The following is a 21,639-nucleotide window of genomic DNA, read 5'->3' on the forward strand; positions in this document are numbered from 1 at the left end:
CTCCTCATCTCTTCTGGTAATTCAATCACTTCGCTATTTCAACTGCTTCAAGCAGTGAACGGGCTTTATTGGCTGTTTCTTTAAATTCCAGCGCCGGGACAGAAGCTTCCACGATTCCTGCTCCTGCCTGGACGTACGCTTTGCCTTCCTTGACGAGCATTGTGCGGATCGTCAGGGCAAAGTCTATATTGCCGTTGAGGCCGATATAGCCGATCGCGCCTCCATAAATGCCGCGGTGCTGATCTTCAAGTTGATCAATGATGGCCATCGCTGCCGGTTTAGGTGAACCTGTCACGGTACCTGCAGGCATTGTCGCTTTCAAAGCATCCAGTGCATGCAGTCCGGGTGCAAGTTCGCCTTCCACTTCCGAAACGAGATGCATGACGTGTTCGTAACGCACAGTTTCCAAATAATTTGCTACTTCAATCGTTTCCAGACGGCACACTTGCTGCATTTCTTTTTTACTGACTTCCACCAGCATGTCATGTTCAGAGAGCTCTTTCGGATCGTTGCGCAGTTCTTTCTCGAGAGTCAGATCTTCCGCTTCATTCCTTCCTCTTCTGCGGGTGCCGGCAATCGGATTCGTCAGCACTTTGCCGTCTGTTACTTTGACGAGACTTTCAGGAGATGTTCCGATGACTGTGTGATCGTCGAACTCCATATAGTACATATAGGGTGACGGATTTCTTCGGCGCAGCCTGCGGTACAGGGCGAATGGATCGCCTTTAATGTCCGCTTCCAGTCTTCTGGAGATGACAACCTGCTCCGCCCGCCCTTCTTTGATTGCGTCGATGACGAGCTGAACCCGGCGTTCAAACTCTTCCTGCGATATCGCACAATGATAATCGGAAAGCGACACGTCTTCCTCTTTCTCTGTGCTGCCGTTGACGATCATCTCTTCGATGGCATCAAGGTCCGGCGTTTCGTACACCGGATTAATTTCCGTATGCAGCAGTGTCACCTCGTGCAGATGATGATCATAGATGACCACCGTATCGTAAATATTGAAGTAGACATCCGGTATGTGCAGGTCATCTGCCGAGCGCTGTTCCCCATTGCGTGCAGCTCCGTACCCTACATAGCCGACCGCACCGCCTGTAAACGGGAAACCGGAGTCTTCCGTAATTCTCGGCATCAGCCGTTTAAGCAATGTGTACAGATCACCTTCATGTGTGTACGTCTTATTTGTTGAATAAACGATTTCCTCCACGATGCCGTCACTTCCGCGGTAGGCTTTTTGAGGATTCAGTCCAATGAATGAGTAGCGTCCTGAGCCTTCTGCCTGCGAAGAACTCTCCAATAAAAATTTATGCTTGCCTTTCAATCTTCTGAAAATCAATATAGGCGTTAGTGAATCTCCCTCAATCTTCCGTGATGTAACCCGTAAGTTCTTCTCTGCCGTCATGTCCATTCTCCTCTTCTCTATAGACTGTGCCCGGTACACTTCAAAGTGAATATAAAAAGCCCCCTGCAAACAGACAGATTCAGCCTGTTGCAGAGGACGATTGGTAACCGCGTTGCCACCTCAAATTGAAGTGCCGCAGCACTCCCACTTTATGTGTTTTCACACTGCCTGTAACGAGGGCACACGTCTGTTTCTCACCGAAACAGCTTCCATAAGTCCATTCACGACTGCCGTGTATCAGTTCCCACCAACCACTGACTCTCTAGCAAGCACGCACAATCGCTACTCTTCTTATTCCTATCTTTTCACTATTCTCTTCTCAAACTGTCTCAGCTAAGCTAACGTGGACGATTCCGCTGTCGAAACCTTCTGTCCATCCTATAATTACACTAATCTTAATATGCTGAATCTTTAATGTCAACTACTTCTTCCGTTAAAAACGGGTCTTCATCAAAATATGTGCTTGACAGTTTATTTCATGAGCAGTTTAAGATTTGACTGTGATGGCGCAGTATAGAATGGTAAGTGGGAAGATACCGTTTCCCTGCGTTCCAGGCGGACGCGTTCCGGAGGGCCCGCGGTAAGCCAACTTGAAGTGCAAAGATGTGCTCCTAACGCTTCGCTTTTACTCGCAAAAGCCGTTCTTCGTGACGGCTCTCGCTTCGCTCCCGCAAGTTGTCTCACCTGTCGGGCTGATCCTCCCGGAGTGGTTTTGCCGCAGGCTCACACGAAGTGAGTCATGCAACCGTTGCCGCAGGACGCGGCGTACTTAGGTTGCCTTCCACTTCGGTACACTGGCATGTTTTTCAATATTCTTTGTGTGAGTAGGCAGTATGAGCATACTATTCGGGACTATTATAATAAGTATGTTGTTCATGCAATACTTAGTATTCTGCAAAGGTTAGCAACGAAATACGTACCCTGCAAAAATCAATGTGATATTCTTTCTACACACCAGCGAAGGCGCAACTGCGGGGTCGGCCGTTGCTAAGCGAACAGCGCAGGGTTCGCTTTGCCGTATTTCTGCGTTCTTTGCAGAAATTAAGGCAGTGTGGCATGTTCTTCGCCAGTAGGCTCACAGCGTAAGGCAATCCCCCAGCGCCTAAGCGGGTTTAAACTGCAGCAGGATTTTCGCAATACACACGTGACAGGTTGTCAAGAACAGACTTCGGTGTTCGGCCCTAAAACGTTTCAAAAATGTTATAATCACCTTATCGTAACCAGTTCGGAAGGAGAGTATATATGCGCATCAATAAATATCTGAGTGAGGCGGGTATCGTGTCCAGGCGCGGTGCAGATAAGTGGATTGCTGACGGCAGAGTCAAAATAAACGGCCAGCTTGCAGAACTCGGCAGCAAAGTCGAAGCCGGTGATCAGGTGGAAGTGGACGGCAAGCCGGTGGAGAAAGAAGAACAATTAGTCTATATTGCCCTCAATAAGCCGGTTGGCATTACCAGTACAACAGAACGTCATATTAAAGGAAATGTCATCGATTTTATTAACCATCCCCTGCGGATTTTTCATATCGGACGGTTGGATAAAGATTCGGACGGATTGTTATTGCTGACGAACGATGGCGATATCGTCAATGAAATCCTCCGCGAAGAACACGGTCATGAGAAAGAATATATCGTCACTGTGGAAAGTCCTATTACTGAATCTTTTATTTCGCAGATGGAAAAAGGCGTGAAAATTCTCGACACGGTAACCAAGCCATGCACCGTCACAAAACTCGGTTCCCGGACTTTTTCTATCGTACTGACACAAGGGCTGAACCGTCAAATCCGCCGAATGTGCGCAGCTCTCGGCTATCATATTCAGCGGCTGCAACGCGTAAGAATACTGACAATCGAATTAGGTGATCTGCCGATTGGCCAATGGCGGGAACTAACTGATTTAGAGAGAACAGAATTATTTCACAAACTCAACTACAGGCCAAAGAGATGAACCAGGCGGAAGCAACCAGGGCTTCCGCCTTTTTATACTTTATTACTCTCCGTGGAAATACATCCTATATCCTCTAATCCGCCTTATTTTTCCCTTTAAAACTAGTTCATTCCTCTCTTTTCATGTGTTATAATTATACGAATTCACTATTTTATCTTACTAATAAAATATATTAATATACATTAGGGACTTTTGAACGCTTTGCCGTTAGTTTTATATTCTATGTATCTAAGAATTGCCTGTAGAGAGGAAGTTACCATGATGCCATTACACACGCCAATATTTAATCCATCTTTGTCGACTTTATTTGAAGAAACGTTCTGTGTATCGCTGATTGATCTGGATGGCAGACTCACGTATGTAAACCATAATTTTTGTAAGTTAACTGGATACAGTGAGGAAGAACTAATCGGCAGTACTTGGGAGCTGTTAAATAAAGGTCTGACGGTCGGCGTGACACTGAATGCTTTAAAGGAATATTTTAAGAAAGAAAAAGTCTATCAGGAATCTGTAAAAATCTATGCGAAAGATGGGACTAACTATTGGCTTGATATCACGATTGTCCCTATTTACGATACAGCTAACGTCTTAACACATTATCTCTCCTTAGACATTGATGTGACTGGATCAACACTGGTTTCCCACGAGTTTGCAAAAACGCGGACAGATTTACAAAACTTCAAATATGCATTAGATCAGTCGGCAGTCGTAGCCATTACGAACGCTCAAGGTATGATCACTTATGTAAATGAACAATTCTGCAAGCTTTCCAAATACTCCAGGGAAGAACTGATCGGAAAAACACATCGGGTAGTCAATTCGGGCACCCATTCGAAAAATTTCTTCCAAGATATGTGGCAGGCCATTCAATCCGGTAAAGTCTGGCATGGAGATATCTGCAATTTATCTAAAGCCGGCGATTATTATTGGGTAAATACCACCATTATTCCCTTCATCGACTCGAATGGGAGACCGTATCAATATATTTCCATACGACAGGATATCACTACACATAAAGCAGCTGAGAAATCCTTGGAAATCGCTATGAAGAATGATTTCGCAACGACAGTCAAAAACCTTCAAAATGGAATTTTCAAATATACAGTTGAAGATAATGAAATTACTTTCACATTGCTCGAAGGGAAAATCATTGAGCTGCTCGGAATTACAAAGGAAATGCTAAACGAAATATCTTCCGAGTGGAACTATGATCTTTACTACATCCGCAGACAACTGCTGGACGGATCGCTCGGACGCAGCTCACAATTTGAAGTGGTTTATAAAACATTCACATTCCTTGTTTACTTATCACCTATTTTCGAAGAAGGGAAAGTGTCTGAAGTCGTTGGCACCGCTATCGATATTTCGGACCGGAAAGAGGCAGAACGAATGGTCGAGCATATGGCGTTTCATGATCATTTGACAGATTTGCCAAACCGCCGGCTGTTGAAACGTACGGTGACACAGCTCATTGCAGACCGCAAAAAAAGTCAGGAAGCATTCGCACTGCTTTATATCGATTTGGATCGTTTCAAGAATATTAATGACTCCATGGGCCATTATGTAGGTGACCAGCTCTTGAAAGCAGTCGGTGAACGGCTGAAACTGATTATACGTCATAATGACATGGTGTCGCGGCTCAGCGGAGATGAATTCATCGTTCTCTGTACTTCTGCCACTAAAACAGGCGTGACGCTAGTAGCACGCAGAATAGTGGAAGAGATATCGAAGTCATTTCAGATCGATCATCTGGAAGTATTTATTGCTCCGAGCATCGGTATCAGCGTCTTCCCTGAAGACGGCATGGATTACGATTCGCTCCTTCGAAATGCAGATTCTGCGATGTATTTGGCGAAGCAGTCGGGTAAAGGGACGTATCAATTTTTCACAGAAGAGCTGTATAACGAACTGATCGAACGGACTCTGATCGAGATGGAGCTGAGACAGGCGCTCAAGAAAAATGAGCTGTCGCTTCATTATCAGCCCCAGCTAGATTTTATGACGGGTGAAATGAAAGGCGTAGAAGCATTGCTGCGCTGGAACCATTCTTCCAGAGGCATGATTTCGCCGGGAAAGTTTATTCCTATTGCTGAAGAGACCGGGTTAATTTTACCCATTGGTTTATGGGTATTAGAAACGGCTTGCAGGCAGGCGAAAGAATGGCAAAACCTTGGCTACACTCCTATCCGTATGAGTGTCAACGTTTCACTGCGTCAATTTAAGACCCATACTTTTGTTTCAGATGTAAAACAGACATTGAAACTAACTGGCTTGGAGCCGCATTATTTGAATATCGAAATTACCGAGAGTATGACTTCCGATGTGGATTATTGCCAGAAAATTCTTCAACAGCTTCGGGAAATTGGTATTAAAGCAAGTATTGACGATTTTGGAACCGGCTATTCTTCATTAAGTTACCTTAGCAAGTTTCCGATTACTCACCTGAAAATAGACCAGTCATTCATTAGAGAACTGACTGACAACTCCGTCATTGTCAAGGCTATTATTGACCTAGCTAAGAATTTGCACTTGAGTGTCATTGCAGAGGGAGTAGAGACCGTGGAGCAGGCAGACTTTTTGAAGCGGCTCGATTGTGATGAAGCACAGGGTTTCCTTTATTCACGGCCGGTCCCCAGCGAGGAAATCATCCCTTTGCTGAGTGGAAAGGCGTGATAATTTACTGCTTAGTATTGGATGGTAAGTGGGAGTATACCGTTCCCCTGCGTTCCAGGCGGACGCGTTCCGGAGGGCCCTCGGTGAGCCAAGCGAACAGCGAAGGGTTCGCTTTGCCGTATTTCTGCGCTCTTTGCAGAAATTAAGGCAATACAGAGTTTCTTCTACACGCTAATTTCGCTTCGCTCCCTTTAGTTGTCTCATCCTGTCGGGCTGATCCTCCCCGAGTGGTATTTGCCGCGGGCTCACACGAAGTGAGTCATGCAACCGTTGCCGCAGGACGCGGCGTACTTAGGTTGCCTTCCACTCCGGTACACTAGGCTGGTTTTTCAATACTTTTTGTGTGAGCAAGCAGTATGAGCGTACTATTTGGGGCTATTACGATAGACAAGGTGTTTCATGCAAAACTTATCATTCTGCAAAGTCTAAGTTTCTTGTGATCAATGCATTTCCAAAGTCCAAAAACGAAAACACACCAACTAAATCTACACATTGCAAAAGAGCAATATGCTATACATTCCCCACACTAGCGAAGGCGCAACTGCGGGGTTAGCCGTTGCTGGGAGACTGTTGGCATGCTCTTCGCCAATAGGCTCCCAGCGTAAGGCAATCCCCCAGCGCCGCAGCGGGTTTAAACTGCAAAAACATACTTCATTCAAACCTCCCGCAAAGTCGAGCAACGAAACCATACCAACTAAATTCACACTTAGCAAAAAATCAGCATAAGATATTTTCTGCAACACCAGCTCAGGCCCAACTGCAGAGCGGCTATGAGCGCGGAGGCCGGTTCAATGATCACGGCGGGTTGCGGTATGATCACGAGGCCGAGCCGAATGATCACGTGGCAGGTGTGTATGAGCGGCTGAGGCTGAGTCATGAGCGCTTGAGCGGGTACTATGATCATCCGCAAAACATCTTTGGCAGGCAGCCGCGCTTTTCGCCAGCTGGCTCAAAGCAGAAGTCAATCCCGGGCGACGAAGCGTTTTTAAACTGCAAACACACACTTCATTCAAACTACCGGCAAAGTCGAACAACGAAACCCGCAAAAACTAAAACTCACCTTCTAAATTAATGACTTTTCATCAGCATGTAACATTACTAATTCATTTACTAGTATGCTATAGTTTTCTTTATATTTAAACTTTTTCATTAAGTCAAATTACTGAAAGAGTTTGCACAAGGGGAGATGTTGATGGGAGCAAATCAAATGCGGCATTCAGTTACCGCATTGGCAGGATTTCAGTGGCTCTTTTTCATGTTTGCCAACACGGTCGTTATTCCAATTTCCGTAGGGGCAGCATTTGAATTAGAACAAATTGAAATCGTTTCTGCAATCCAGCGTTCATTTATCTTTACAGGAATTGCATGTCTGCTGCAAGGGACGCTCGGACACCGTTTAGCACTGATGGAAGGTCAATCCGGGCTTTGGTGGGGGGTTGTACTCAGTCTGGCAGGCACAGCGAGTGCAATGAATGTAAGCTTAACGACTGTTGGGGGTAGTATTGCAGTCGGCGCGATGATATCAGGGGTATTAGTCGCGATTTTAGGAATGCTCGGTATGGGTGAGATATTAAAAAAATGGTTTACGCCCGCCGTCATGTTTGTCTTTCTGTTATTGCTGGCGAACCAGCTGATCACCATCTTTTTAAAAGGGATGATTGGTCTGAATGACGGAAATTACATAAACTTATCTACTGCATTGTTTTCATTTGCTCTGGCTGCACTGACCATACTCGTGCATGTAAAAGGCAAAGGCATCCTCAGCAGCTTGAATCTGCTGGTGGGAATGACGGTCGGCTGGATCAGTGCTGCGCTGATATTCCCGCAAGAAGCCGCGGAAACAATTAAAACGACGCCGTTTATCCAATGGTTCCCATGGGGTGAACCGACGATTGAAATGGGGATTGTCATTACGGTGATTATCACAGGCTTATTGAACACAACCAACACGGTCGCCACATTAAAAGGCGCGGAAGATATTTTTGAGAAGGAAACGACAAAAAAACAGTACAAAATATCCTTCCTTATTACCGGAGGATTGAATGTCGGAGCGGGTGCACTCGGTTTAGTTCCTTACGCTCCTTACGCTTCTTCAATCGGTTTTTTACAATCCAGCGGCATCAAAGAACGGACACCTTTCTTCATTGGTTCGGGTCTGTTTATTATCTTGGGGCTGGTGCCGCCGTTAAGTGCGTTTTTCTCTACTATCCCACAAAGCGTCGGAAATACGGTGCTGTTCGTTGCGTATTTACAGTTATTCCGGTCTGCACTGCGCAATGTGGAAGGTCTGACGTTTGAACCGAAGACTATTTATCGGGTCGCATTGCCCGCTTTGCTCGGCTTGTCGATCATGACGCTTCCTGCCGAAGTGTTCGCTTCTCTGCCTGAATTGCTGCAACCGCTCCTTTCCAGCGGATTGCTGGTCGGAATTTTGGCCGCCCTGTTAATGGAGCTCATTTTCTGGATCGGGCAGCGCATCAGCACACGGACAGCGTCATAATGTAAAGCCCTGACCAATCACTGGTCAGGGCTCTTATACGTATAGACAAGAAAGCGTTCGTTAGGGTCATACAGCTGTAAATGGGTAATAGGGAGTTCTGCAGCTCTTTCGAATGAAAGATGCTCATTCAGGAACTGTTCATAAGCTGACGTCGGATAATATAAAATCACTTCAGCATCTCGATCTGCTTCTTCGAGAGACAACACAATATTTCGGATGACTGACCGGAAAATATCAAGTGAGAACGGGTTGAAAAAGTAGAATGTAGAAGCATCGGCAGGTATACTAAAACGCTCAGCCAAAATGCATTCAAAGGACACTGCCCCCTTTTTCTTTGGAAACGCCCCGCGATAATCTATCAAATTATTCATCGCATCCTGATACAGCACGCTGTTCATTTCAATTCCTGTAATATCCAGTGCATAAAGATAATGAACGTAAAACGGCACTCTCCCTTTGCCGCAGCCAAAATCGATCCAGCCGCCGCTTGTTAAGACTTCATGCTGTGCAAATAAGTAATCCAGCGCGTCATATGGAGTCGCTTCATACCGATTATAGTGAGCGGACTGAAGAGCCCACTCGCGTATACCCGCCGTCTGAATATGAAGCCGGCGGTCAAGCTCTCGTTCTTCCACCCTGTCATCTCCTTTCCCCCTGTCCATTCATTCAATAAAGCAACTCAAGAAAACCCCAACACATCTTACTCATGTTGAGGTTCGTCAGGCGCTACAACGGTTTTATTCCGACCTGTCCGTTTTGCTTCATATAAACTCTGATCCGCCAGTTCAATCAGCCGGGCAAGGTGTTCTGCATGTAATGGATATGCCGCTACGCCTGAAGAAATCGTTACAATCTCTCCGCATGGGCTGATTTTGTTTTCCAGCGTTTCACGAAGTCGTTCTGCCTTGAGAAAAGCCGTTACTTTATCTGCTTTAGGAAGCAAAATCACAAATTCTTCCCCGCCATACCGGCAGCAGATATCATCTTTTCGAACACATTCCTGCATTAAGTCCGTTAAGTAAATCAATACCTCATCGCCGACTGCGTGGCCATAGCGGTCATTCACACGCTTAAATTTATCAATATCCAGGATAATTATCGCAAAAGGCGTCCGTTGCTCGACCCACTTTTTCATATAATCGTCCATCGTCCGGCGATTTGTTAATTTCGTCAACGGATCAGTAGTCGATTGATGAATGAAATAATTCATTTCATTTCTGAAGTAATCCAAGCTGTGCAGCATTGCCGCTTTTAACTGTCTGACCTCATAATACCACTCCGAGACATTTTCCATTTTTTCTTTATGGTCAGTTTCTGTACTCGTTTCCGCATAGTATGCCAACTTTTGCAGCGGTAATGCAATCTTTCTTGACAGATACCATACTAAGAAAAAGGCCAGGAATAACAACGGCAGCGATTTCCATGCCATCTCCCATACCATGCTTTTTGCAGACGCGACGGAAATCTCAACCGGCCGCTGAGATATAATTCCCCAGTCTGCTATAGGAACATAAGAGTAGCCGGCCAGCATGGCGATGCCTTTCGTGTTGACTATCTCCTCTGCTCCGTCTACTCCTGTAATCACTTTTTTCACGACTGTATTACTGGACACATCATCTTTTAAACGATCTTGTAATTGGTGGTAGATCAGCATTCCATTCCCATCGACCACATATACATATGATCCATTATCATAAAAATGCTTACCCAGCATTTTCTCTAGGACATTCGATTTATTGAGATAGATGGCACCGCCCATATAACCTCTGTATACACCGTCATCTGACATTAACGGAACACTTATGAAGATCAATAGCTCTCCTGTAATACCGACATACGGTTCTGAAATTATTGGCTTCTTTTCCTTCAGTGCCTGGCGCGCGCCGGCCGATGTCAGTTTTTCGCCAAGCAAGTCAAGACTTGGCGGTGATACTCCTATCACTGTACCTTCAGGGTCAGCGATTGCAACAGAGTTAAATGTGTCGGTCTGTGTCCGAATCCGCTCCGCAATGGTATTCAACTTTAACCGGTCACCCGGCTGATCAAGTAATGGCATGACTTCTTCTGCGTTCACTGTCAACGTCTGAAGGATGTCCCGTAAATATGTATCTGTGGTGGAAGACAATTTCTCGGCATACGCTTTATTCGTTTCCAACGTTGATTCAATTAAGTTTTGCTTATTTACGCGATAGCCGACTGTAGTGCTCGTTAGGAAGGTCAAAACGATCGCCAATATTGCTACGATCTGAATTAAATTTCTCAAGGACCATCTCATTTGTCTTCCATTCTCCTTCTCCCCATGATGCTATTAACCTATTATATCACAGATAACATGCAATGTTATCCATCTTTTCACTTGATTTTAGTTCAAACGTTACATCCATTCTAATGATAGTCACAAATCAATATGATTTTAATAGGAAATTCCTACACGATAGCCAATATGCTGCTTTTCAATTAATTCATGATAAGCAAATGCTGCGGTATCGCCCACAGTAATCTGTTTTCCTTCAATTGGCAGCCGGTCCCGTTCGATTCGATAGTTTCCAGCTGCCTCTCCGTCGGGTAAATAGGTAGGACAGACAATTGTCCATTCCAATGAAGAGCCGCTTAGCATATCGTATACTTTATGGTGCTCTTCCGCTGCAAAAGTCAGTTTACGATGGGATTCATTTGATTGGTACCGCAGTTTCGAAGGTTGAGTCCGGCTTTCTAATATTCCTGCAGTCCCGATTGTGACGAGACGGGAAACACCACAAGCTTTCATTCCCTCGATAAAGGAAGAAGTTGCTTCAGTCAATGTGGTTGTGCCGTCTGTACCTAATGCGCTTACTACTGCATCGACGCCTTCTATGACTTGTTTTACTGCTTGTGCATCTCGCACGTCCCCTTGAATGACAGTCAAATTCGACTGCGGAGTACATTTTTCAGGTGTCCGTACAAAAGCCTTCACTTCATGGCCGTCTGTCAATGCCATCCGTACGATTTCACTGCCCGTTCTCCCCGTTGCGCCAAATACCACAATTTTCATCTGATCTCTCTCCTATTAATTAATCTGCTATAATGTTTGCTTATTTAATACGTGGTCATCTTGATCCAGCGCTGGAGAGCGTAAATTCCCCGCTGGAAAAAGGTCAGTTTATTTTGATACTCTTCAACATCCACCGTGTAAAGGGCGTCTTCATTGTTCCAGAGTCTGTCGAAATACGCATTGATTTCCTCGGTCAGCTCACTGTCTGCAGGGGCGACAATGCGTAAATTCGCTTCCAGATTATAATCGCGAAGTGTCCGTTCTGTCAGATTGGATGAACCATTCGTAATGAAAGTTTGGTCTGCCGTCTGCACGGTGACGAGCTTCGTATGATACTGGCCAATGACGGTATTATACCAACGGACTTGAATCTTGTCGTCAGTGTTTTCCTGGATTTCCTGTACGACCGGACGATTTGGCAAGCCGGACTTCTTACTGCCGAACGAGTTTTCATTCGGGTCGAGAATCATCTCGATGTCCACACCGCGATTGGCTGCTTCTTCCAAAGGCCGTATGACCTGCTGTTCAGAAAGATAGAACATACCCATGCGGATACGATCACCCGTCTTGGCTCTCTCTATATCTTTCACCAGAGCATCGAGCACCTTACTTTCTGTCAGATACTGCACTTTATATGGGCCTTTTTGCTTTTCCAGTCCCTCTGCACGCGGCAGCTTTCCTTCATTGGTATATTGCAGTACTGCTTCTTCTGCTTCCAATATGTCGTTTTGCACGGGACCCGTCACTTTAAATGCCACATTCCCATGACGGCCGCTTGCAGCATGAGGGTTGGAGGAAGTAACAAGTGCCGCTTTGTCCGTCACCACTGTTTTTCGGTGGTTCGCTTTGACATTAAGCAGTTTTAAATACGATGTGAATTTGACTTTGGGCGCATCACTTGCCAAGAAATTAGGAAAATGTGCTTTGCCGTCTATTTCAATCCACTGAAACAATATGCGGTACAGTCCTGAATAGATCGGCATAGAATCACGCAGCGGTTCAAGATCCGTATAAACTACTTCGACTCCTGCTTTATCAAGCTCCTTAAACCATCTTGATTCATAGGAATCATAACCGGTATTTAAAGGATCAGTTATGTAAATGATCGGCATGTCGGGATTACTTCTCTTTTTTTCCACCAGCACTTCCGTCATCTGATCGGCAAGCTGCGGGAAATCCTCTTTTTCATCATAATAATCATCCATTAAAAAGAAATCGAGAACGACAAACTGTTCAGCTTCCTCAATCATTTGAAATACTTCATCAAAAATATGCAGTTCCGATTTATAATCTTCCTTCGATTTTGTTTTAGAATAGGACAGATCATAAATGAATTCTACGTCTTCCACTTGATGCAGGCCGCCCGCATAAGATATTCCAGAAGGCAGTGGTTTATAGGTTTGCCAGAGCATGACTCCTGCATAAAGCAGCGTGAACAGCAGCAACGCGTACGCGGCAATTCGTTTTTTTGTCCATTTCCTTTTTCTATTCGCCATGGCGCTGCTCCCTTCCGGAGTGTATCGCTTACTATAGATAAAATTCCCTCTCTGACTCTTTATAAACTATGTTTGCCAGCTTTACTTTATAGATAAGTAAGGGCGGTCAGCACGCCATTCTAAAATGAAGAAAACCGGCTCGTGCGCTGGGCACCGAGCCGGTCTTCTTTTACTTAATCGTCCTCTTGTTCTTTTTCTTTTTCGTACTCCCGATACTTCTTCTTTTCAAGCTCTTGATATTTTCGATCTCTATTCAACTTGGCTTTTTCCTGCTTTTCTTTCTCTCGGCGCATTTTTTTCTCTTTTTCGCTCTCTTTACGCTTACGTTTTTTCTTAACTTCACCCTCTACATGCTCAAATTGGCGAATATCAGTTGGTCTGACTGTAATCGGTTCGCGTGAGAGCAGTTTTCCCAATGAAAACATCAGCAGCAGCATCAGCAGCGTAAAAGGTAATGCGGACACCAGAGAAGCTGACTGCAGTGCTTCCAAACCACCTGCTGAAAGAAGAACAGCAGCAATCGCTGTCATCAGGAAGCCCCAGACAAACTTTACTACCAACGGAGGGAATAAACTGCCTCGCGTAGTCATGCTTGCTAAAATGTACGTGGCTGAATCAGCAGACGTAATAAGGAAAGTAAATATTAAAACGATAGCCAGAAAAGAGACCAGTCCCGTCATCGGCAACTGCTGAAGCGTTGCGAATATGGCAGACGTAACGTCTTGATCCACTTCTTCCGCGATTTGTGTGCCGTTGCGCAAGTCACTGTACAGCGCGGTTCCACCCAGTGTCGCGATCCACATACAAGAAAAGGCAGGGGGGATTACCATTACACCCATGACGAATTCCCGAATTGTCCGTCCTTTTGACACCCGTGCAACAAATGCACCGACAAAAGGTGACCATGCGATGGTCCAGGCCCAGTAGAAAATCGTCCAGTCTTTCACCCATGTACCGCCTTGATAAGGTTGCAGCCGCAAGCTGTACGTAATGAAATTATTAATATAATCCCCGATAGCAAGCGTAAATGTTTCCAGTATGAAGACTTTTGGTCCTACCAGGAAAAAGAACGCCAGCATGGCAATTGCCATTCCCAAGTTAAAGTTCCCTAAATAAGCGATTCCCTTCCCCAACCCTGAAGCGGCGGATGTCATGTACGCAACAAACACGACCGCAATGATGAGGAGCTGAATGGTAAAAGTACTCTTAATGTTGAAGACGTATTCCAGCCCTCCGCTCATCTGCAGAACACCCATACCGAGAGAAGTAGCAATCCCCATAACTGTCGCGACCACAGCAAATGAATCTATGCCTGTTTTCACATGACGGTTGCTGCCGATCAGCGGCTCGAGTGCAGTGGAGATCAAGCCGTCTTTTTTCTTCCGGAACTGCATAAAGCCAATAACGAGACCTACCATTCCGAAAATCGCCCACTGTGAAATTCCCCAGTGGAAGAATGAATAGCCCATAGCAACGCGTGCTGATTCTTCCGTTTGCGATTCCACTCCTGCAAGCGGTGATTTGAAATAGTGACTCATCGGCTCTGCTACGCCCCAGAATACAAGACCCACACCGAATCCGGCGGAAAACAGCATGCCGATCCATGTGAAGAAAGGATATTCCGGACGCTCCGTATCGCCGCCCAGACGAATAGCACCGAACTTACTGATAGCCAGTCCCACTAAAAAAACAATGACGATAAATACAGCGAGCAAATAAAACCAGCCGAAATTATCTGTTGTAAAGTGGTAAAGTCTTTCTGAAACTGCTCCAAACTGATCCTTCTTAAGCGCGCCCAATAATACAAGTATAAAAATAAATATTGCAGATATAGAGAACACGGGGTTTTTCCAAAACTTTTTATTCACAACTAAATCGACTCCTAGTGTTCATATGGTAACTTCCTTACTAACTTCCATACCCTTTCTTGAAAAGATATAACGCAAATACTTCCTATTTGGAACAAGTTATCACTGATTCTAGTCTAGCTGTATATAATACACACCAAAAAAGGCATCTTCAAGTGAAAATGCCTTTTCGCTGACTCAGTTAAAGTCTTCTTCGATTCCTTGTGACCATCGCATAGCCTGTAAAAAGATTTCTCCCAGTTTTCTTTTCGGAATTCCGAGCTCTTCTGATAACCGGCTAACCTTGTCCCATTCAAATCGCTCCACTGCCACAATCAATTCCAGATAAGCTGTCATCTCCGTCGTACTCCCGTTGAGAGTGTCGATAATCACATCTGACAGGGATAATAAAGGCAGGATATCTTCCCATTTCATACTCATCACTGCATCAATCAGGGAAAACATTCCGGTTAGGAAGTACTCATCTTTATTCGGCTTGCCATTATATTTCGCGAGCAATTCAAACGCTCGTGCACGTCTGAGGGAAAGTTCCACCAGCGCGGTAACACGACCGCTTTTTGCATCTCTCGCCAGATCATGCAGCATCAGCACTTGCAGCCACTTCTTTGTTTCATCCAGCCCAATCAGAACAATCGCCTGCTTGATCGAACTAATCCGCCTCGGGATTTCAAATCCATACGAATTAATAAATCGCAGCAGCTTATAAGAAATGGATACGTCACGCATAATGACTTCAGAAAGATCGCTGATCGATGGTGACTCCTTTTGAAAATACTCTACAATCTGCATGTGAATCAGTGTGTTGGCCGGTATTTCCGCACTCTTAATAATTTCCGGCTTCGCAAAGAAGTACCCTTGGAATAAATCATATCCGCTGTTTAATGCCAGCTGATATTCTGCTTCTGTCTCCACTTTTTCAGCCAATAAAATAATGTCCGGATAATCCTTCAAAAAGACTCTTATCGCATCCCGCTCTGCCTTACTGGTATTCATAAAATCCACTTTAATGATATCGATTAGTTCAAACAGCCGCGGATGCTGTGTGTATTGACTTTGTAAAATGAAATCATCCAGGGCGATTGTAAACCCCGCTTCTTTGAAGTTCTCCAAGCGCCGCAAGAGTGCAGGGGTAATTTCAACATCCTCCAATATCTCAATAACTACTTGATTGGGATCTAAACTCATAAATAAATCCTGAGCGAGCAGCTTCCCAGAAAAGTTGATAAATGAAAGCATGCCGTCAGTAACCTGATCCACTCCTACTGAAAGGAAGGTATTCACCAGCAGGCTGATCGTTGCCTGTTCAGGATTAATATCAGGAAAAAAATTCTCTTCACTATTTCTGTATAATAACTCATATGCATATATATTTCCTTGCCGCTCGAGTATCGGCTGTCTGCCGATAAATATCGAGTAATCATTCATTTGGTTCAGCTCCATGTTTAATTTGAGGTTCAGGCAGTATCATCTTCTCTATATGTATGTAATTTGCATGAATTCACTTCATTATATATATATGTGAATGAAGTGGATTCTCTCCACTTTTCAACTCACTCCTGTCAAGAGAACTAAAGTTTATCCGTATTTACTACTTTTATTTTGATACATCAACCTTTACTCCCTCTATTGTACTTGATTAATAGAAATATAGAAATGTATTACTCAGAAAGACTCTCCTTCAGGACTGGTACTTGACAGATTTATCTACCACAGTCTTTTATGCAGTATAGGCTGGTTAGTGAAAGTGCGGGTAAGTAGAAGGAGACCGTTTCCCTGCGTTCCAGGCGGACGCGTTCTGGAGGGCCGGTGAGCCAAGCGAACAGCAAAGGGTTCGCTTTGCCGTATTTCTGCGCTCTTTGCGGAAATTAAGGCAATACAGAATTTCTTCTGCACGCTAATTTCGCTTCGCTCCCCATAGTTGTCTCATCCTATCGGGCTGATCCTCCCGGAGTCGCCTAAAACCAGTGCTCCTAACGCTACGCTTTTACTCTCAAAAGCCGTTCTTCGTGACGGCTTTCACTCCGGTACACTGGCTGGTGTTTCAATCATTTTTATGTGAGTGGCAATATGAGCATACCAGCTTAGATTATTATAATAAGTACTGTATTTCATGAATTACTTATCATTCTGCAGAAGCTAAAATTCTTGTGATCAATGCATTTGCATAGTCGAGAAACGGTAACAACACCAACTAAACTCATACTCTGTAAAAATGCAGTATGTCATACATTCCCCACACCAGCGTAGGCGCAACTGCGGGGTCGGCTGTTGCTAAGCGAACGGCGCAGGGTTCGCTTTGCCGTATTTCTGCGGTCTTTGCAGAAATTAAGGCAGTGAGGCATGCTCTTCGCCAGTAGGCTCATAGCGTAAGGCAATCCCCCAGCGCCGCAGCGGGTTCAAACTGCAAACACATACTTCATTCAAACCTCCTGCCAAGTCGAGAGACGAAACCACGCCAACTAATTGTTTAGGAATCGACATTCAATGGTATCTTTTTAAATAGGATAGTTTATGGAGGTGATCTGCATGTTAAAAAGGAAGATGAAAAACGCTCAGCGTTCTCAAGAAATCATAAATGTATTTTTAAAAAATGGATTCAGCCATATTTTGTTCCGTCTGGGACTGACTGACCGAAAGTTTTCAACAACAGATGAAGCCGCAGATCTAAATTTATATCATGTAGGCAAAAAATTGCGGACTGCTTTGGAACAGCTGGGCCCTACTTTTGTCAAGCTGGGACAGATCGCCAGCGGACGCAGGGATTTAGTTCCGGCAGAGATTGCAGAAGAGCTGGAGAAGTTGCAGGATCATGTAGTGGCTTTTCCTTTCAAAGACGTGCGCAGGATTGTTGAACAGCAGCTGGAAGGAACGTTAGAAGAGTTATTTCAGGAGTTTGAAGAAGAGCCGCTCGCTTCTGCTTCTATCGGCCAAGTACATAGAGCCCGCCTGATCAGTGGAGATTTAGTGGCGGTGAAAGTCCAGCGTCCGAATATCCAGCAGCAGGTAGAGACGGACCTTGCCATTTTGCATGATTTGGCCGGCTTTTTGGAAAAGAATACGGGTTGGGCGAAAGCTTATCATCTGCGCGATCTAATTTATGAGTTTTCTCATTCCCTGCGTGAGGAGTTGGATTATCAGCTCGAGGCACGCAATGCAGAGAGAATCGGACGCCAGTTTGAAAAAGTTGCTGAAATCCAGGTGCCCCGTGTGTACGATGAATATTCTACACGTGTTTTGCTGACTACCGAGCTGATCACCGGAATAAAAGTGAGCAATATAAAACAACTCGATGAAGAAGGCTATGACAGGCAGATTCTGGCACAACGCATAGCGGACTCCATGCTGTCCCAAGTGATGGAACACGGGTTTTTCCATGGGGACCCGCATCCCGGAAATATCTTCATTACTCCCGGCAATACGGTCTATTTTATTGATTTTGGGATGATCGGACAGCTGAGCAAAGAAATGACCTATCATTTCATCTCTCTCATGCTCGCATTGCAAAAGGGGAACATCGAGCGGATGATTGATGTCTTTTCAGCGATGGACATTTTGGATGACGATACGAATACTGATGCTCTTTACCGTGATTTGCAGATTATTGAAAGAAAGTATTATGAAACTTCTCTAACGGATTTGCAGCTAAGCGATGTCTTTATGGAAATTTTCTCCATTGCGTACTATCACCGAATCCGGCTGCCCAACGAAATGGCGATTTTATCCAAAGTCATCATCACATTAGAAGGTGTGATCAGTAAACTTGATCCATCATTGAGCATCATGAAAGCCATTGAAGCGTACAGCAAAAAAGTTTTCCTAAAGCAGTTCGACCCGCGCAGACTGCTAGAAAACAGCTGGCATACCTTTGCAAAGAATGCTGAAATTGTCGCTGAACTTCCAACAGACATTAAAAAGGCGATTAGGACGATCGAAAAAGGCAAAGTAGATTTGGATATCGGCTTGAAAGAAACAAATGTTATTTTCCGGCGCTTCGATAAAATTGCCAACCGGCTTTCATTCAGTATTGTTCTGCTGGCCTTCAGTATATTAATGGTTGGTCTCATTGTCGGATCTGCGATTGCAGGACAGACGGCTATGTTTTTCCGTCTGCCACTGATTGAAGTCGGTTCGGTCATTGCCACATTGATGTTTGCCTATCTGCTGGTTTCCATCGTGCGTTCAGGGAGGATTTGACTGTCATCAGCGGAAGCGTGCTATGTACTGCTGATGAAGTATAGCCTTGCGGGAAGAATTTTGTTCCAGCAAGGCTTTTCGTTCTCTATGAGCATGTTACAGTCAGTTATGATCATCAGTGACCGCAATATGAGCGCTTGCGCGGCGGCTATGGTCACACGTGGAGTGGATATGAGCGGCTAGTAGAATCACTACGAGCGCCTGCAGAACTTTCATGCTCATCCACCAGCCTGTGATTTACCCAGTATTTCAATAAACTTCGATGCCGCAGGTGACAGCGATACCTCTTTTAAATAACACACACCAATACTGCGTTTTGGAATCTGTTCGAGAAACTCTACTTCATGCAGCCTGCCTCGTTCTAAGTAGTCGGATGAGAACTCTTTCACTACACAGGCGATGCCAAAGTTGATCTGAGCAAACTCCAGCAGCAGTTCATGGGATCCCAATTCAAATTCCGCATGAATTTTCACGCCTTTATCTAACAGAAAATCTTCTACATATTGACGGGAATTAGACTTCGGCTCCAGCAGAATCAGGGGCAGCTTCGTCAGCTCCTGCCAAGGTACAGGCCTCAGAAAGAGCTTTTTGAAGCGTTCGCCGTAAACGAATGTATCCTGCACTTCAAAACATACCTGTTTTTCGAGCGCATCGTCTTCTACAGGAAAATTACAGACTGCGATGTCTGCTTCGCCTGATTTAAGTGCTGCGATGAGCTCCCGTGTCGTTCCGTTAATAATTTTAAAACGAATACTTGGATAATTGGTATGGAATGCCTCTAAAAAGGGCAATAAATAGTAACGGGAAATTGTATCGCCGACACCTATTTTCAATTCGCCCGCAGACAGATTCTTCATTTCCTGTAACTTTTCATTGCCGGCCTCCATTAAATTCAGTGCAGAATTCACATATTCAAACAGCAGAGACCCTTCATCCGTCAAATAAACACCTTTTGATGTCCTGTTAAACAAACGTGTATCTAACTCCCGTTCCAGCTGAGAAATGATCTGGCTGACAGCGGGCTGTGACATGAACAGCTGACGTGCCGCTTTAGAAAAACTTTCATTCTGAACTACTGTACGAAAGACTTTATACCATTCAAGATTAATTGACATATAACTTCTCCTTATATCCCCTATTCAATATATTAATTTTACTTATACCATGAACACAAGTTATAATACAAAGAAGAGTGATCAAATTGAGTTTCACTAAGGAGCGATTCATTTGGAAAGAGTAGTAGGTACCGTTGTCAGAGGGTTGCGTTGTCCGATCATCAATGAAGGCGATAATATCGAGCAAATCGTAGTAGACAGTGTGCTGGAAGCTTCCAGAGTTGAAAATATAGAATTTCAAGATAAGGATATTGTCTCCATTACGGAATCAATCGTAGCGCGGGCACAGGGTAATTACGCTACGATCGGCAATATCGCAACAGATATCGAAGCGAAATTCGGTGATGATACGATTGGTGTCATTTTCCCTATTCTGAGCCGTAACCGGTTTGGAAATATTCTGCGCGGAATCGCGAAAGGTTCAAAGAGGATTGTTCTGATGCTCAGCTATCCTTCCGATGAAGTCGGCAATCACTTAGTGGAGCTGGACCGTCTGGATGAAAAAGGAGTCAATCCTTGGACCGATGTTTTGACGGAAGCAGAATTCCGCGAGCATTTCGGCGAGAATAAACACCCATTTACTGGTGTAGATTATATTCAATACTATAAATCATTAATGGATGAATTCGGCGTTGAGCACGAAGTCATTTTCTCCAATAACGCAAGAACCATTTTAGATTATACCAAAACCGTTTTGACATGCGATATTCATACACGTTTCAGAACTAAGCGGATTCTTGAGGCAAACGGAGCGGAAAAAGTCTACAGTTTGGACGATATCCTTGCACATTCCATCGACGGCAGCGGCTTCAATGAACAATTCGGCTTGCTGGGTGCCAACAAAGCGCAAGAGGACAGCATCAAACTGTTTCCTCATAAATGTCAGCCTGTCGTGGATCAGATTCAGGAGATGCTGAAAAAAGAAACCGGCAAACATATCGAAGTCATGATTTATGGCGATGGTGCGTTCAAAGATCCGGTCGGTAAGATATGGGAACTGGCAGACCCAGTTGTTTCTCCCGCTTACACAGAAGGCCTGGACGGTATTCCGAATGAAGTAAAGCTGAAGTATTTGGCTGACAATGACTTTTCTGATTTACGCGGAGAAGAATTGAAAAAGGCGGTTTCTGATTATATCGAGAAGAAAGATACAGATTTGATGGGTTCCATGGCTTCACAAGGTACCACACCGCGTAAGCTGACAGATCTAATCGGTTCTTTATCCGACTTAACGTCAGGCAGCGGCGACAAAGGAACGCCAATCGTTTTCATTCAAGGCTATTTCGATAACTATACGAATTAATTCAGCTCGTGCATGAGAGAAAAATCTCATGCACGATTTTTTTGTCCAGCCCGCTATCCTGTAAATAGTTGTTCATAATTTAATAGAAAGGATTGTGACTATGGCAA

General features: G+C 44.6%; 14 protein-coding genes and 1 other annotated feature. Of the genes, 5 read left to right on the plus strand and 9 right to left on the minus strand.

The features are described 5' to 3' along the window. Nucleotides 1-25: 25 nt before the first annotated feature. On the minus strand, nt 26-1,405 hold the full coding sequence (locus tag NCCP2331_RS00105) for an anthranilate synthase component I family protein (RefSeq protein WP_228551089.1): 1,380 nt from the start codon (nt 1,403-1,405) through the stop codon (nt 26-28). A gap of 89 nt (nt 1,406-1,494) precedes the next feature. After that, nucleotides 1,495-1,713, minus strand: a binding site (T-box leader). Between the two features lie 934 nt (nt 1,714-2,647). On the opposite strand from NCCP2331_RS00105, the gene NCCP2331_RS00110 reads away from it, so the two are divergent. From NCCP2331_RS00110 to NCCP2331_RS00120, 3 genes are all read left to right on the plus strand, one after another. Then, the gene (locus tag NCCP2331_RS00110) at nt 2,648-3,352 is read left to right on the plus strand and encodes a pseudouridine synthase (protein ID WP_153722488.1); all 705 of its coding nucleotides are present in this window, start codon (nt 2,648-2,650) and stop codon (nt 3,350-3,352) included. Nucleotides 3,353-3,610: 258 nt separating this feature from the next. After that, nucleotides 3,611-6,025, plus strand: a complete 2,415-nt coding sequence (locus NCCP2331_RS00115; RefSeq protein ID WP_251667739.1) for an EAL domain-containing protein — start codon at nt 3,611-3,613, stop codon at nt 6,023-6,025. A 1,192-nt stretch (nt 6,026-7,217) separates the two neighbouring features. After that, complete coding sequence (locus NCCP2331_RS00120; RefSeq protein ID WP_228551087.1) at nt 7,218-8,525, plus strand: uracil/xanthine transporter; 1,308 nt, start codon at nt 7,218-7,220, stop codon at nt 8,523-8,525. 17 nt (nt 8,526-8,542) lie between these two features. On the opposite strand, the gene NCCP2331_RS00125 is transcribed toward NCCP2331_RS00120, so the two are convergent. The 7 genes from NCCP2331_RS00125 to NCCP2331_RS00155 form a co-directional block, all read right to left on the minus strand. After that, complete coding sequence (locus NCCP2331_RS00125; RefSeq protein ID WP_251667741.1) at nt 8,543-9,160, minus strand: class I SAM-dependent methyltransferase; 618 nt, start codon at nt 9,158-9,160, stop codon at nt 8,543-8,545. Nucleotides 9,161-9,225: 65 nt separating this feature from the next. Beyond that, nucleotides 9,226-10,800 (minus strand): sensor domain-containing diguanylate cyclase, encoded by a 1,575-nt coding sequence (locus tag NCCP2331_RS00130; protein ID WP_153722486.1) that lies wholly within the window; start codon nt 10,798-10,800, stop codon nt 9,226-9,228. 138 nt (nt 10,801-10,938) lie between these two features. Continuing rightward, a complete protein-coding gene (locus tag NCCP2331_RS00135; RefSeq protein ID WP_153722485.1) occupies nt 10,939-11,556 on the minus strand; it encodes an NAD(P)-dependent oxidoreductase in 618 nt (205 codons plus the stop codon). Nucleotides 11,557-11,600: 44 nt separating this feature from the next. Beyond that, on the minus strand, nt 11,601-13,052 hold the full coding sequence (locus NCCP2331_RS00140) for a phospholipase D family protein (RefSeq protein WP_153722484.1): 1,452 nt from the start codon (nt 13,050-13,052) through the stop codon (nt 11,601-11,603). Nucleotides 13,053-13,225: 173 nt separating this feature from the next. Continuing rightward, nucleotides 13,226-14,920: a BCCT family transporter gene (locus NCCP2331_RS00145; RefSeq protein WP_153722483.1), complete on the minus strand. Its 1,695-nt coding sequence runs from the start codon at nt 14,918-14,920 to the stop codon at nt 13,226-13,228. 177 nt (nt 14,921-15,097) lie between these two features. Then, nucleotides 15,098-16,345, minus strand: coding sequence for an EAL and HDOD domain-containing protein (locus NCCP2331_RS00150; RefSeq protein WP_194841143.1), 1,248 nt, complete (start codon nt 16,343-16,345; stop codon nt 15,098-15,100). Between the two features lie 900 nt (nt 16,346-17,245). Then, nucleotides 17,246-17,401 (minus strand): hypothetical protein, encoded by a 156-nt coding sequence (locus NCCP2331_RS00155; protein ID WP_251667743.1) that lies wholly within the window; start codon nt 17,399-17,401, stop codon nt 17,246-17,248. Nucleotides 17,402-17,446: 45 nt separating this feature from the next. On the opposite strand from NCCP2331_RS00155, the gene NCCP2331_RS00160 reads away from it, so the two are divergent. Beyond that, nucleotides 17,447-19,114: an ABC1 kinase family protein gene (locus NCCP2331_RS00160; protein ID WP_251667745.1), complete on the plus strand. Its 1,668-nt coding sequence runs from the start codon at nt 17,447-17,449 to the stop codon at nt 19,112-19,114. A gap of 218 nt (nt 19,115-19,332) precedes the next feature. Here the strand turns inward: NCCP2331_RS00160 and NCCP2331_RS00165 are convergent, their stop codons facing one another. Then, nucleotides 19,333-20,229: a LysR family transcriptional regulator gene (locus tag NCCP2331_RS00165; RefSeq protein WP_251667748.1), complete on the minus strand. Its 897-nt coding sequence runs from the start codon at nt 20,227-20,229 to the stop codon at nt 19,333-19,335. A 112-nt stretch (nt 20,230-20,341) separates the two neighbouring features. On the opposite strand from NCCP2331_RS00165, the gene NCCP2331_RS00170 reads away from it, so the two are divergent. Beyond that, nucleotides 20,342-21,532, plus strand: a complete 1,191-nt coding sequence (locus tag NCCP2331_RS00170) for a coenzyme F420-0:L-glutamate ligase (protein ID WP_153722478.1) — start codon at nt 20,342-20,344, stop codon at nt 21,530-21,532. Nucleotides 21,533-21,639 lie beyond the last annotated feature (107 nt).

The organism is Sporosarcina sp. NCCP-2331, assembly GCF_023707945.1.
GTDB classification, from domain to species: Bacteria; Bacillota; Bacilli; order Bacillales_A; family Planococcaceae; genus Sporosarcina; species Sporosarcina cascadiensis.